The organism is Lysinibacillus sp. NPDC093692, assembly GCF_050280125.1.
Classification (GTDB): Bacteria; Bacillota; Bacilli; order Bacillales_A; family Planococcaceae; genus Lysinibacillus.
Genome location: NZ_JBNNUW010000046.1, coordinates 1 through 12,554 on the forward strand (window position 1 = coordinate 1; position 12,554 = coordinate 12,554).

At 38.1% G+C, this 12,554-nt stretch carries 12 protein-coding genes, 1 tRNA gene and 1 rRNA gene; 12 read left to right on the forward strand and 2 right to left on the reverse strand.

All coding sequences use genetic code 11. The features are described from left to right. The 7 genes from rrf to tsaD all read left to right on the forward strand — a co-directional run. Positions 1 to 92 (forward strand): 5S ribosomal RNA (rrf, locus tag ACQKN4_RS24940); the annotation flags it as partial. A gap of 551 nt (positions 93 to 643) precedes the next feature. Next, positions 644 to 719 (forward strand) — tRNA-Asp (locus ACQKN4_RS24945). A 378-nt stretch (positions 720 to 1,097) separates the two neighbouring features. Next, positions 1,098 to 1,433, forward strand: coding sequence for a hypothetical protein (locus ACQKN4_RS24950; protein ID WP_079563606.1), 336 nt, complete (start codon positions 1,098 to 1,100; stop codon positions 1,431 to 1,433). 469 nt (positions 1,434 to 1,902) lie between these two features. After that, complete coding sequence (tsaE, locus tag ACQKN4_RS24955; RefSeq protein WP_079563654.1) at positions 1,903 to 2,352, forward strand: tRNA (adenosine(37)-N6)-threonylcarbamoyltransferase complex ATPase subunit type 1 TsaE; 450 nt, start codon at positions 1,903 to 1,905, stop codon at positions 2,350 to 2,352. Next, entirely contained in the window at positions 2,349 to 3,056 is a 708-nt protein-coding gene (tsaB, locus tag ACQKN4_RS24960) for a tRNA (adenosine(37)-N6)-threonylcarbamoyltransferase complex dimerization subunit type 1 TsaB (protein ID WP_079563607.1), read from the forward strand. Before tsaE ends, tsaB begins: the two co-directional genes overlap by 4 nt. Continuing rightward, complete coding sequence (rimI, locus tag ACQKN4_RS24965; RefSeq protein WP_079563608.1) at positions 3,049 to 3,501, forward strand: ribosomal protein S18-alanine N-acetyltransferase; 453 nt, start codon at positions 3,049 to 3,051, stop codon at positions 3,499 to 3,501. Before tsaB ends, rimI begins: the two co-directional genes overlap by 8 nt. Continuing rightward, on the forward strand, positions 3,498 to 4,517 hold the full coding sequence (gene tsaD / locus ACQKN4_RS24970; RefSeq protein WP_427485173.1) for a tRNA (adenosine(37)-N6)-threonylcarbamoyltransferase complex transferase subunit TsaD: 1,020 nt from the start codon (positions 3,498 to 3,500) through the stop codon (positions 4,515 to 4,517). The genes rimI and tsaD overlap by 4 nt, the downstream gene beginning before the upstream one ends. A gap of 472 nt (positions 4,518 to 4,989) precedes the next feature. Here the strand turns inward: tsaD and ACQKN4_RS24975 are convergent, their stop codons facing one another. After that, positions 4,990 to 6,933 carry an ABC-F family ATP-binding cassette domain-containing protein gene (locus tag ACQKN4_RS24975; protein WP_427485174.1) on the reverse strand — a complete coding sequence of 648 codons (1,944 nt, stop codon included), beginning with the start codon at positions 6,931 to 6,933 and terminating at the stop codon, positions 4,990 to 4,992. A gap of 225 nt (positions 6,934 to 7,158) precedes the next feature. On the opposite strand from ACQKN4_RS24975, the gene ACQKN4_RS24980 reads away from it, so the two are divergent. The 3 genes from ACQKN4_RS24980 (at position 7,159) to tatC (ending at position 9,050) form a co-directional block, all read left to right on the forward strand. Further along, a complete protein-coding gene (locus ACQKN4_RS24980; protein WP_079563611.1) occupies positions 7,159 to 7,794 on the forward strand; it encodes a redox-sensing transcriptional repressor Rex in 636 nt (211 codons plus the stop codon). A 231-nt stretch (positions 7,795 to 8,025) separates the two neighbouring features. Then, on the forward strand, positions 8,026 to 8,211 hold the full coding sequence (locus tag ACQKN4_RS24985) for a twin-arginine translocase TatA/TatE family subunit (protein WP_010857065.1): 186 nt from the start codon (positions 8,026 to 8,028) through the stop codon (positions 8,209 to 8,211). Positions 8,212 to 8,228: 17 nt separating this feature from the next. Then, entirely contained in the window at positions 8,229 to 9,050 is an 822-nt protein-coding gene (gene tatC, locus ACQKN4_RS24990; protein ID WP_079563612.1) for a twin-arginine translocase subunit TatC, read from the forward strand. Between the two features lie 102 nt (positions 9,051 to 9,152). Here tatC and ACQKN4_RS24995 read toward each other — a convergent pair whose 3' ends face one another. Next, positions 9,153 to 9,917: a CPBP family intramembrane glutamic endopeptidase gene (locus ACQKN4_RS24995; protein WP_079563613.1), complete on the reverse strand. Its 765-nt coding sequence runs from the start codon at positions 9,915 to 9,917 to the stop codon at positions 9,153 to 9,155. A 172-nt stretch (positions 9,918 to 10,089) separates the two neighbouring features. Between ACQKN4_RS24995 and groES the strand changes: the two genes are divergently transcribed. After that, positions 10,090 to 10,374 carry a co-chaperone GroES gene (gene groES / locus ACQKN4_RS25000; protein ID WP_079563614.1) on the forward strand — a complete coding sequence of 95 codons (285 nt, stop codon included), beginning with the start codon at positions 10,090 to 10,092 and terminating at the stop codon, positions 10,372 to 10,374. Between the two features lie 347 nt (positions 10,375 to 10,721). Next, positions 10,722 to 12,353 (forward strand): chaperonin GroEL, encoded by a 1,632-nt coding sequence (groL, locus tag ACQKN4_RS25005; protein WP_079563615.1) that lies wholly within the window; start codon positions 10,722 to 10,724, stop codon positions 12,351 to 12,353. Positions 12,354 to 12,554: the final 201 nt, after the last annotated feature.

The window sequence follows — 12,554 nt, forward strand, 5'->3', positions numbered from 1 at the left end:
ACACCCGTTCCCATACCGAACACGGAAGTTAAGCTCTTTAGCGCCGATGGTAGTTGGGGGCTTCCCCCTGTGAGAGTAGGACGTCGCTAGGCAATATAAACAGTCAGCTGTGTGCTGGCTGTTTTTTTATTATAGACAAGAAGCTAAAGCTGTTGACGATAAAACAATTAAAGAGCAGCTACAAGACTAGTGTTTTGTAGTTGCTCTTTTTATATTTACCTTCTTTCTTTTTTCAGCAAGAGTGTTTTCGTAGCGAAAGTGAAACATTAATTACAAATGTCTTTTGTATCGTAAGCATAGCGTCAGATACAAAACTTTCCTACCTCTACGGTGTGAGGAATGCGAAGTTAAGCTGCTTTTCAGGGGGGCCAAACGCCCGTTGAAATAGAAAAGCTAAGGCTAAAAACGCCACGCCCTGTGGCATTACCGAAATGACCGATATCGTGTCGACCTTCATGTTGTGCTGCCGCTTCGCTTTCACGCAAAAATCTGCAGGCATAAGCCAAAGTCAAATCCAATCTTACGTCGACATAATAGATTTGCAAAGTCGATACGAAAAAGATAGAGAATATAAAAATAAAAATATATAAAAAAGTATTGCATACTTCAATTACATATGATATATTTATAAATGTCTTAAAGAGGTCCCGTGGTGTAGCGGTTAACATGCCTGCCTGTCACGCAGGAGATCGCCGGTTCGATCCCGGTCGGGACCGCCATTATAATTGATAATATAGTTCTTATGATGCTTTTAAATCATAAGAACTTTTTTTATTGTTATTATAAGGAAATTAGTGGATATGTATAATTTCTAAAAATATTATTTCTTTTATTCAATCCAATTTAAGATGGAGGTGAATACCTCGAACCCCTGCATAAAACAGACTAGAAAAGACCCTATAGTGCCCGTGTTAACAAACAAGTCAGTAGACAGGATGTAGCTTTTGTAGAGACCTTACCATTACGTTTCACTACAGTTGATGAAGAGTGATAGAAATAAAGAGCTAGGTAATAAATCTAACAAATAGGGCATTAACTATAAAAAAGACGATGATATTATCGATTTCTCTCGTGTGAAAAAGATTTGGAGGTGTTACATGAGAAATTATTATTACATAAAACGTCTTAATATAAGCTTGCTCATATGTGCTGCTGTAATACTAGTAGGCTGTGGAGATTCTATCTTAGATATTGAGGAATCCAATGCGTACCACTGGCAAAAAAATATGAATGAAGCGGAATTTGAAAAAATAAAAGAAGGTATGACATATATGGAGGTAGTAAAAATTGCAGGGGGAGCAGGAGAAACATTGAAAAAAGATCAATACCGCTGGAATGATGAAATACTTATGACAAAAGCTTATAATGTACAATTTAAAGATGATAAATTGGTTAAAAAAGAGATTAGTGAGATAAAGGGTAAAAAAAAATAAGCACTTCTTTTTATAAGGATGTTGTCTCTTCATTTTGCACATGTTGTAGTAGCGATAGCGATAATTACTCCAAGGCATAATTGTTTTAGGCTTTTGATGAATGCTTTCTTGCATAAGTTGTATAGTAGTGACGTTGAAATGATCTCGTTTTTCTCTAGCAATCTACATGAATAGGTTTGCCTTGTATAAAAACTAGGCAAACCTACCCTCATGCCAAAGCACAAAGCTGATTCCGGACGCAATTATGCCGAGGCATAATTGATTAGTAGTTTCAAGTTATCGACTCATCCCATGATGAGCATCACTTTTGTTAATTCGATATACAGTAATTTATATTCTTTTTGTCGACAAGCTGCAACAATTACGCCAAGGTGTAATTGTTTTTTTTAAAATCCATTGGATGCTTTGAACATTTACGCTTGTTTCGGTAAACTAGAAGTAATGGAGCTAGGAGAGGAAAAAAGAGATGATGTATGAAAAAATAATGAATTCACTTGATGATACTGAGCAGTTTGCGCTGAAGCTAGCAAGCGTACTAGAAGCCCAGGATACAATTACATTAGAGGGTGATTTGGGCGCTGGCAAGACGACATTTACGAAAGCATTAGCGAAGGGGCTTGGCGTGAAGAGAACAGTCAATAGCCCGACATTTACGATTGTAAAGCAATATGAAGGGCGTTTACCATTTAATCATTTAGATGTTTATCGTTTAGCAGAAAGCGATGAAGACCTTGGATGGGACGAGTTATTTTATGGTGATGCGGTGTCAGTTGTCGAGTGGGCTCATTTGATTGAACAGGATTTACCACAGGAGCGCCTTGCAATAGAAATTTACCGAATGGGAGAAAATCAACGACGATTTGTATTAACACCTCTGGGAAAGCGATATGAGGCATTATGTGAGGAGCTAATGAAATGATTTGGTTAGGGATTGAAACAGCGAATGCACCACTTTCTATTGCTGTAATACGGGATGGTAAAGTGGTCGCAGAGATTGTACAAAATATAAAATTAACGCATTCGGCAGGTGCTATGCCAGCCATTGAAGAAGTGCTAGCAAACGCTGGTATAAAGCCAAGCGAGTTGGATGCGATTGCTGTATCAGAAGGGCCTGGTTCTTATACAGGTGTACGAATAGGCGTGACGCTTGCAAAAACATTAGCATGGACATTGAAAAAGCCTTTAGTTGGAGTATCTAGCTTAAAGTCATTAGCCGCAAATGCAGCACTATATGATGGGTTTATTTGTCCTATTTTTGATGCGCGAAGAGGCAATGTTTATACGGCCGTTTATAAAGGGCGTGAGCTTGAAACAATTATAGATGATTATCACGATCATATTGATGGCCTGTTAGAGCGTTTACAGGCTTTAGAGGCACCGATTTTATTTGTTGGAGTAGATGTAGATGTGTTTTGGCATAAAATCGTAGAGGTGCTAGGTGACTATGCTCAACGTATACCATTTAGTCATGACTTGCCAAGAGCAAGTGAAACAGTTCGATTAGCGACGAAAGTGGAGCTACCAAGTGTGGATGCTGTTCATCATTTTGTCCCGCAATACAAACGTATTGCAGAGGCGGAGGCGAATTGGCTGAAGGAACAAAAGGAGAAGGCACATGAGTAGTAATGTAATATTTCGTAAAATGGTATCTGAAGATGTCCCAGTAGTGTATGAAATTGAGCTTGCTACATTTACTACACCATGGACGTTAGACTCTTTTTATTATGAAGTGCATGAAAATCAGTATGCACATTATGTGCTAGCTATAGATGAATATAATAACATTATCGGTTTTTGTGGAATGTGGATGGTAATAGACGCAGCGCAAATTACGAACGTAGCCGTTATAGATGCTGCTCGCGGTCGCGGAATTGGTGAAGGGTTAATGCGAGAGGCAATGCGTATTGCGAAAGACCATAGTATGGAAGTCATGAGTTTAGAGGTACGAGTGACAAATACAGTTGCTCAAAATCTTTATCGAAAGCTTGATTTCCAAGACGGTGGCATACGTAAAGGCTATTATACAGATAACGGGGAGGATGCCCTTGTCATGTGGGTGAATTTATGATGGAAGATCGAATTATATTAGCAATAGAATCGAGCTGTGATGAAACAGCAGCAGCGATTATTCGAAATGGCTCTGAAATTGTTTCAAATGTGGTTGCATCTCAAATAGAAAGTCATAAACGATTTGGTGGGGTTGTACCTGAAATTGCATCTCGTCATCATGTTGAGCAAATTACAGTGGTTATTGAAGAAGCATTAGCGCAGGCAAATATGAAGCCAACTGATTTAGACGCTGTGGCAGTTACTGAAGGTCCTGGTCTTGTAGGTGCATTGTTAATTGGGATTAATGCCGCGAAGGCTTTTGCATTTGCCAATGATTTACCGATAATCGGTGTGCATCATATAGCTGGACATATATATGCTAACGCACTTGTACAGCCGATGGAATTCCCATTATTAGCACTAGTTGTATCAGGTGGCCATACAGAGCTAGTTTATATGAAAGAACATGGCTCTTTTGAAGTCATTGGTGAGACGAGAGATGATGCAGCTGGTGAAGCTTATGATAAGGTTGCACGTGTTTTAGGCTTACCATATCCAGGTGGTCCACGTATTGACAAACTAGCACACGAGGGAGATGAGGCTGTAACCTTCCCACGAGTGTGGTTAGAGGAAGGTTCTTATGATTTTAGCTTTAGCGGTTTAAAGTCAGCAGTTATTAATTATAAGCATAATATGGATCAGCGTGGAGAAGAGATTTCTCCGACTGCCGTAGCCAAAGGATTTCAGGATAGCGTAGTTGAAGTGTTAACAGCTAAAACATTACGGGCAGCACGTGAATATAAAGTGAAACAAGTTATTGCAGCTGGAGGTGTAGCGGCAAATAAAGGCTTACGTACATCACTTGAGTCAGTATTTGCGGAAGAAGGTATCCCGTTGTATGTACCGCCATTAAAGCTGTGTACAGATAATGCCGCTATGATAGGGGCAGCAGCAACACCTATGTTTGAAATGACTATTCGAGGCAATTTATCAATGAACGGTCGTCCTGGAATGGAGTTAAAATCCTGGGTATAAATTCTTTCAGAAAGAGGTGTTTTAGATTTAATTCTAAAACACCTCTTTTTTGCTTTTGTGAAAAAAATGTTGAGAAAACAGTGGACATAAGAAAATATAAATCTGATTAGTTGACAAATTTTTCAGAAAATTATCCACAGGCAAGGCGAAAATAAAAGAGCGAACATCCGTACTTATGCACAAAATGTTGATAACTTGTGCATAACTTGTGATTATTCAATATATAGTAGCCTGTTTTGCACAGAATCATGTGAATAAAATATTTTTGAATTGTGGACAATGTGGAAAAGTCTGTTGATATGTTGGTATTACTAGATTTATAGTGTGTATAAAGTTGTGGGCATTTTTTGTCGAAAAATAGCACTTGACCAATATATATGAAAAATGAAGACGAGTAAAGTAAAAAGCCATGCGACAAGGCACATGGCTTTACAATACTCCCAATGTAAAGAAAGAAGTTCGGTAGGGGATGTTATAAGGTGATATTTTCAAGTTCTTCACTTAGCTCCAGCCATTCCATTTCAAATAATTCGTACTGTTCTTTAGAAGTGGATAATTCATCCTGGAGTTGTGTAATTTTTTCGTGGTCTGTGAAAATCTCAGGATCGCAAAGAGCTTCCTCTAAGTGAGCTATTTCAAGATTTTCTTGTTGCATTTTCTCTTCTAGTTCCTCAAGCGTGCGTCTAATTTGACGCTCTCGTTTTTTAGCCTCTTTATCAATTTTAGAAGTAGAGATCTTCTCAGGTACATCAGCTTGCGCTTGCGGCTGAGCAGCAGCCTTCATTTGGGCGATTTCTATTAGCTCTTGTTTTTTCTCAAGATAATAATCATAGTCACCTAAGTACTCAAAGGAACCATCACCAGACAGTTCGATTACTTTAGTAGCGATTCGATTGATAAAATATCGGTCATGCGATACGAATAAGAGCGTTCCAGGATAATCAATAAGTGCGTTTTCCAGTATCTCTTTACTATCTAAGTCTAAGTGATTGGTAGGCTCATCAAGAATTAAGAAATTTGCCTTTTGCATCATCAACTTAGCTAATGCAAGTCTGGCTTTTTCTCCACCAGATAAAGACGACACGGTTTTATCTACATCAACTCCACTGAATAAGAAGCGGCCTAGCGCTGTGCGAATATCTTTTTCATTCATTAAAGGCCATTCATCCCATAGCTCTTTTAGAACACTTTTATTGCTCGATAGCTTTGCCTGCTCTTGATCATAATAACCAATCTGAACATTTGTACCATAGCGAATCTCTCCAGTGAATGGTAGCAAATCTTTGACAATGGTTTTTAATAAAGTGGATTTACCAACACCATTGGGTCCAACAAGTGCAATGCGGTCTTCTCGGAAAGTGCGTAGTGTGATGCCGCTTGATATTTTCTTATCAGCATAACCTATCGTTAAGTCATCGATAGATAATACATCGTTACCACTTTGGCGTTCAATTGTAAAACCGAAGCTTGCTGACTTTTCATCACCTTCGGGAGAGTCCATCCATTCTGTTCGTTCGAGCATTTTACGACGACTTTGTGCCATTTTAGTAGTAGAAGCACGAGCAATATTTTTTTGAATAAATTCCTCTAGCTTGGCCTTTTCATCTTGCTGACGTTCATATAGCTTCAAATCACGCTCATAATTTTTCGCTTTCTCATCTAAATAGGCACTATAATTGCCTGTATATTTTGTGACGCGATGACGAGATACTTCGTAGACAATGGAAACAACCTGGTCTAAGAAGTAGCGGTCATGGGAAACAATTAGAATAGCCCCTTCATAACCCTTTAAATATGATTCTAACCAAGAGAGGGTTTCAATATCTAAATGGTTAGTAGGTTCATCAAGGATTAATAGGTCAGGTTTACTTAAAAGAAGCTTAGCAAGTGCTAACCGCGTCCGTTGTCCCCCTGATAGTGAGCTAATTGACTTTTGGTAATCCTCAGGATAAAACTGCATACCATGAAGCACAGAACGTGTATCCGATTCATATTGATAGCCACCCGCATCCTTAAAATTATGTTGTAAATGATCGTATTCAGACATTATTTTTGCATATAAAGTAGGATTTTCATAAACAGCTGGGTCGGCCATTTGTTGTTCTAATGATCGTAGCGTTTGTTCTTGGGCAATAAGCGGCTCAAAAATTGTCATCATTTCATCCCAAATCGACAATGTTGAGTTTAAACCAGCATGCTGCTCTAAGTATCCAATTTGTATACCTTTCGGGATAATAATATCGCCAGAGTCATATGACATTTGACCAGCAATAATTTTAAGTAAAGTGGATTTACCAGCACCGTTACGACCTACTAATGCAACTCGGTCACGATGTTGAACTTCTAATTTTACGCCACTTAAAATTTCATCTGCAAGGAAGGATTTATATAGTTGATTGACCTGTAAAACAATCATTCATGACACCTCAATTCTTCCTTAGTGTAATGGATGAGCGATTGGCTTGCAATGTCGATGCTTTACTTATTCCAAGCTGTCATGTAAGATTGAAACGATTTCCCTTTATTTAGTGGCGTAAAAGCGCCATTAACTAAAGGAAAATCCTCCAGTGAATATTATAAATTTAGAAATATAAAGCCTGTATCATAAATAGAATTTGATACATTTTAAGGAGGAAAAAGTTTGAAACAAGAATTGAAAATTCCACAAGCCACTACGAAAAGACTTCCTCTTTACTATCGTTTTATCCAAAACTTTGCACAAGAAGGCATGGAACGCATTTCGTCGAAGGAACTAAGTGAAGCGATGAAAATTGATTCTGCAACTATTCGCCGAGATTTTTCTTATTTTGGTGCTCTTGGGAAAAAGGGATATGGCTATGATGTGCAGCATCTCTTACAATTTTTTAGCCAAACGCTCGATCAACATGAAGCGACTAAGGTTGCGTTAATTGGTGTAGGGAATTTAGGTAGTGCTTTATTAAAATATAATTTTCAAAAAAACCACAATACTCATATCGTTGTTGCATTTGACTCGAAGGCCCCAAAAGAAGGGAAAATGATTAGCAATATTCCTGTTTTTCACCCTGACTTATTGGAAGAAAAATATGCGGAATATGGAGCGGAGCTTGCAATTTTAACAGTTTCACCACGCTCTGCACAGAAAATGGCTGATAGATTAGCAGTGATGAACGCAAAAGGAATTTTGAACTTTACGCCAGAGCGTATTACAGTACCAGATAAAATGCAACTTTTAACAATCGATTTGTCGGTAGAGTTGCAGGCGCTTATTTATTTAATTCGTAATCAGGAAGAGTGATCATTGTACATAATTTAACTTCTTTCAGCGGGTGTACAAACGCCCATTGAAAGAAGTTAAAGCCTTAGGGCGTAATTAGACTGAGGTATAATTGATAGCATAGCTCACAGTTTCTGTTCAATAGAAGTATGTATAAAATTGAGAGAATGACGAAAAACTTTCACATATAATTAGTTAGCAAAATGGCTAAATATGCGTTAAAATGATGGATATAAAGAGGAGGTGGCTTTAATGGGTGGTATTGGTCCTATGAGCCTCATTATTATCGGAATTGTCGCATTACTAATTTTTGGTCCTAAGAAGTTACCAGAGCTTGGTAAAGCATTTGGTTCAACATTACGTGAATTCAAAAATGCTACTAAAGGTTTAGCCGACGAAGATGATGATGACAAGAAAAAGAAAGAATTAGATAAGTAAGTTAGGATGTTTGTGGAATGAATCCAAGAGATCTAACTGTCATTGAACATATAGAAGAATTAAGAAAACGGCTTTTCATTGTTGCCGTTTTCTTTGTTCTAGCTATGGCTGGCGGCTTCTTTGTTGCAAAGCCACTTGTTAAATACCTTCAAAGTACTGGAGCGAATTACAATATAGAGCTCCATGCATTTGATGTAGTAACACCACTTGCAATTTATATCCAAGTAGTTTTTTTAATAGCATTTATCCTATCCTCACCGGTATTGATGTATCAATTGTGGGCTTTTATTAGCCCGGGATTAAGGGACGTAGAACGAAAAGCAACTTTAAGCTATATACCGTATTCATTTTTATTGTTTTTAGCAGGGCTGTCTTTTTCGTATTTTTTACTATTCCCTTATGTCATAAAGTTTATGATGAATTTATCAAACGATTTAGAAATTCAACAAACAATTGGTATACATGAATATTTTTCGTTTTTATTTAAGCTTACAATACCTTTTGGTTTCCTTTTCCAATTACCGATTGTAGTCTTGTTCTTTTCACGTATTGGGATTTTATCTCCTGAGTTACTAATTCGTATTCGTAAGTATTCATACTTTGGTTTATTTGTATGTGCTGCACTAATCGCGCCACCTGAATTAGCTTCGCACTTAATGGTTTCAGTACCGTTGTTTGTTCTTTATGAAATTAGCATTATGATTTCTCGTATTGGTTATAAGAAATACTTAAAATCAGAGGAAATGCGAATGAAGGAAGAACAAGAAGCTGAGCAAAAACGTCAGATAGAAGAGGCACTTGAACAGCAGAGACGTCAAATCGAAGAATTGAATCAATAATAATAGAAGCTCGATGCTAATTAGTAGCATCGAGCTTTTTCGTCGTGATAGATACAGTTAAATTTAACTTCTTTCAGCGGGTGTCCAAACACCCGCTGATTTTTATTGCATTTTTTCTAGTTCTTGAAGAAACTTTTGCAATGGTTCTGCATACAATTGTACAAGTGTCACAAAACCGTTCAGCATGACATGGGCGATAATGGACGTCCAAATGCGTTTTGTTTTGTGATATAAGAAGGCAAAGATCAATCCGCAAATTGTATAAAGCAAGATATGTGAGAAGTCCATATGAATAAGGGCAAAGAAAATGGCGCTTACTATACCGGCTATCCAGAAATTAGTTGTTTGGACAAGCGATCCAAAAATAACACGACGGAAGACGAACTCTTCTAATATTGGTCCAAAAACAACTATCGCTAATATCGCAATAGGAGCACCTTTTGCAATAGCTACAATATCAGCTGTGTTTTGCGATCCACCTTGGATACCGAATATGGCCATTTCGATCGCTGCGCCAATCATTTGGCCAAAGAAAACTAAGAAGAAACCAATAATTCCCCACATAATTGACAGTGGTATCGTTTCTTTCTTCCCTTTATAAATATCCCAAAACGCTTTATCGCGAGATGTTAGGATTAAGCTTAGAATTAACGCAGTGGCAAAGCTAAGTGCAATATACCAACCTTGCGTAAGAGGAGCAGCTTGCTCGCTAGGCAAACCAGTTGTACTCATAATAAGCTTGTGAAACGGCTTTGCTAGCAATATCCCTGATAGATGCATGACGATATAAATCACTAAAACATAAAGGGCTGTTTTTTTATGCTTACTTATTTTTGTAGAATTGTTCACAGTCAAAATCCTTTCCATTCATTATGTTACCTTTCTATTGTAGAGGAATATGGAAAGAAAACAAAATTTTTCGAAGTTCTGACTTGCAAAAAAAAGTGTGATTGATTATCATAATAATTGTGTTAGCACTCGTATGGGTAGAGTGCTAATAGAGTTAATCTTATAATTAATTAATAGGAGGTTGTTTCACTTGTTAAGACCACTAGGAGATCGTATTGTAATCGAACTAATCGAGGTAGAAGAAAAATCTGCATTCGGTATTGTACTGCCAGACTCTGCAAAAGAAAAGCCACAAGAAGGTAAAATTGTAGCAGTTGGGACAGGTCGTATATTAGAGAACGGACAACGTGTAGAGCTTGACGTTAAAGTTGACGACCGCATTATTTTCTCTAAATACTCTGGTACAGAAGTTAAATATGAAGGTAATGAATACCTAATTTTACGCGAAAGCGATATTCTTGCGATTATTGAATAAATTAATACTTTTAAAGATTCATCACCAAAAGTTGTGGATGACATTTTTTAAAACGTCTACTATGTATAAATAGGTTGATTGGAGTGGAGGCTGGGCGACTCCTTGGGGATCAATGGCTCATCGGACGCCCCCAGGAAGCTTTACTCTGTGCGAAAGCGAAGCGTCAGCAACAAAGCGCCCAGTCGGAACGGAAATCAACCACACGTTTTGGTGAGAATTCCTTTTAAAGTAAATACTGCTAGTGATTGTCACAAAAAACATATTAGTGACAATGACAGTATGGCGAAATTTTTATAAATATATTGATGAAGCTTAACGAATATTCCATTCCAGGAGGGTAAATTCAAATGGCAAAAGATATTAAATTCTCAGAAGAAGCACGTGCATTAATGCTACAAGGTGTAGATAAATTAGCAAACGCAGTAAAAATTACTCTAGGGCCAAAAGGTCGTAACGTAGTTTTAGAAAAAAAATTCGGTTCACCACTTATTACAAATGATGGTGTAACAATTGCAAAAGAAATCGAGCTAGAAAATCCATACGAAAACATGGGTGCAAAATTAGTAGCGGAAGTTGCTTCTAAAACGAACGAAATCGCTGGTGACGGTACAACAACTGCAACAGTATTAGCTCAAGCAATTATTCGTGAAGGCTTAAAAAACGTAACAGCTGGTGCAAATCCTGTAGGCATTCGTAAAGGGATTGACAAAGCAGTTGCAGCAGCACTTACAGAATTAAACGCTATTTCTCGTCCAGTAAGCAACAAAGAGGAAATCGCACAAGTTGCGGCCATCTCTGCTGCTGATGATGAAGTAGGACAATTAATTGCAGAAGCAATGGAACGTGTGGGTAACGACGGTGTTATTACAATTGAAGAATCTAAAGGCTTCACAACTGAGCTTGATGTAGTAGAAGGTATGCAATTCGACCGTGGATATGCATCACACTACATGGTAACAGATACAGATAAAATGGAAGCTGTATTGGATAATCCATACATTTTAATTACTGATAAAAAAATTACAAACATCCAAGAAGTATTACCATTATTAGAACAAGTGGTACAACAAGGTCGTCCACTGTTAATCATTGCTGAAGATGTTGAAGGTGAAGCTCTTGCAACACTTGTAGTGAACAAGCTTCGTGGTACATTCAATGCTGTAGCGGTTAAAGCTCCAGGATTCGGTGACCGTCGTAAAGCAATGCTTGAAGATATCGCAATTTTAACAGGTGGTCAAGTAATTACAGAAGAATTAGGCTTAGACCTTAAATCAGCTGATATTACATCACTTGGTCGCGCCGCAAAAGTGGTTGTGACAAAAGATAATACAACAATCGTAGAAGGTGTTGGCGGTGCAGATGCAATCGAAGGCCGTATTGGTCAAATCCGTGCTCAGCTTGCTGAAACAACTTCAGAATTCGATAAAGAAAAATTACAAGAACGCCTTGCAAAATTAGCAGGTGGTGTAGCAGTAATCAAAGTTGGTGCTGCAACAGAAACAGAACTAAAAGAACGCAAACTTCGCATTGAAGACGCTCTAAACTCAACTCGTGCAGCAGTTGAAGAAGGTATTGTATCAGGTGGTGGTACTGCACTTCTTAACGTATATGCAGCAGTTGAAAAAGTTGCGGATGCAGAAGAAGGCGACGTAGCAACAGGTGTGAAAATTGTTCTACGTGCTTTAGAAGAGCCAGTACGTCAAATCGCAAACAACGCAGGTCTTGAAGGCTCAATTATTGTGGATCGTCTAAAACGTGAAGCAATTGGTGTAGGTTTCAACGCTGCGACAGGCGAATGGGTAAACATGATCGAAGCGGGCGTAGTAGACCCAGCGAAAGTAACTCGCTCAGCTCTACAAAACGCAGCATCTGTAGCGGCTCTATTCTTAACAACAGAAGCAGTAGTAGCAGATATTCCAGAACCAGCATCAGCAATGCCAGATATGTCTGGTATGGGCGGCATGCCAGGAATGATGTAAGGGTTTTTCTCCTTCATCTTGTGAAATAGTTACTACTATTTTTCACCCAATTTGTGAAGCAGTTATGTAAATAATTAATTTCAATAACAAAAACCACTTCTCGGTAAATGAACTGAACCCTATAAAGTAGACAGTTTAATAAAAGACCATTTGCTACATTAAACAGCGATTAAATGACTTCGGTATGCTGCCGGAGTCATT

Excerpts from the sequence above, each read along its gene's own strand:
- ACQKN4_RS24950 (WP_079563606.1), top strand. The coding sequence starts at position 1,098 with ATGAGAAATTATTATTACATAAAACGTCTTAATATAAGCTTGCTCATA.
- tsaE (WP_079563654.1), top strand. The coding sequence starts at position 1,903 with ATGTATGAAAAAATAATGAATTCACTTGATGATACTGAGCAGTTTGCG.
- tsaB (WP_079563607.1), top strand. The coding sequence starts at position 2,349 with ATGATTTGGTTAGGGATTGAAACAGCGAATGCACCACTTTCTATTGCT.
- rimI (WP_079563608.1), top strand. The coding sequence starts at position 3,049 with ATGAGTAGTAATGTAATATTTCGTAAAATGGTATCTGAAGATGTCCCA.
- tsaD (WP_427485173.1), top strand. The coding sequence starts at position 3,498 with ATGATGGAAGATCGAATTATATTAGCAATAGAATCGAGCTGTGATGAA.
- ACQKN4_RS24975 (WP_427485174.1), bottom strand. The coding sequence starts at position 6,933 with ATGATTGTTTTACAGGTCAATCAACTATATAAATCCTTCCTTGCAGAT.
- ACQKN4_RS24985 (WP_010857065.1), top strand. The coding sequence starts at position 8,026 with ATGGGTGGTATTGGTCCTATGAGCCTCATTATTATCGGAATTGTCGCA.
- tatC (WP_079563612.1), top strand. The coding sequence starts at position 8,229 with ATGAATCCAAGAGATCTAACTGTCATTGAACATATAGAAGAATTAAGA.
- ACQKN4_RS24995 (WP_079563613.1), bottom strand. The coding sequence starts at position 9,917 with ATGGAAAGGATTTTGACTGTGAACAATTCTACAAAAATAAGTAAGCAT.
- groL (WP_079563615.1), top strand. The coding sequence starts at position 10,722 with ATGGCAAAAGATATTAAATTCTCAGAAGAAGCACGTGCATTAATGCTA.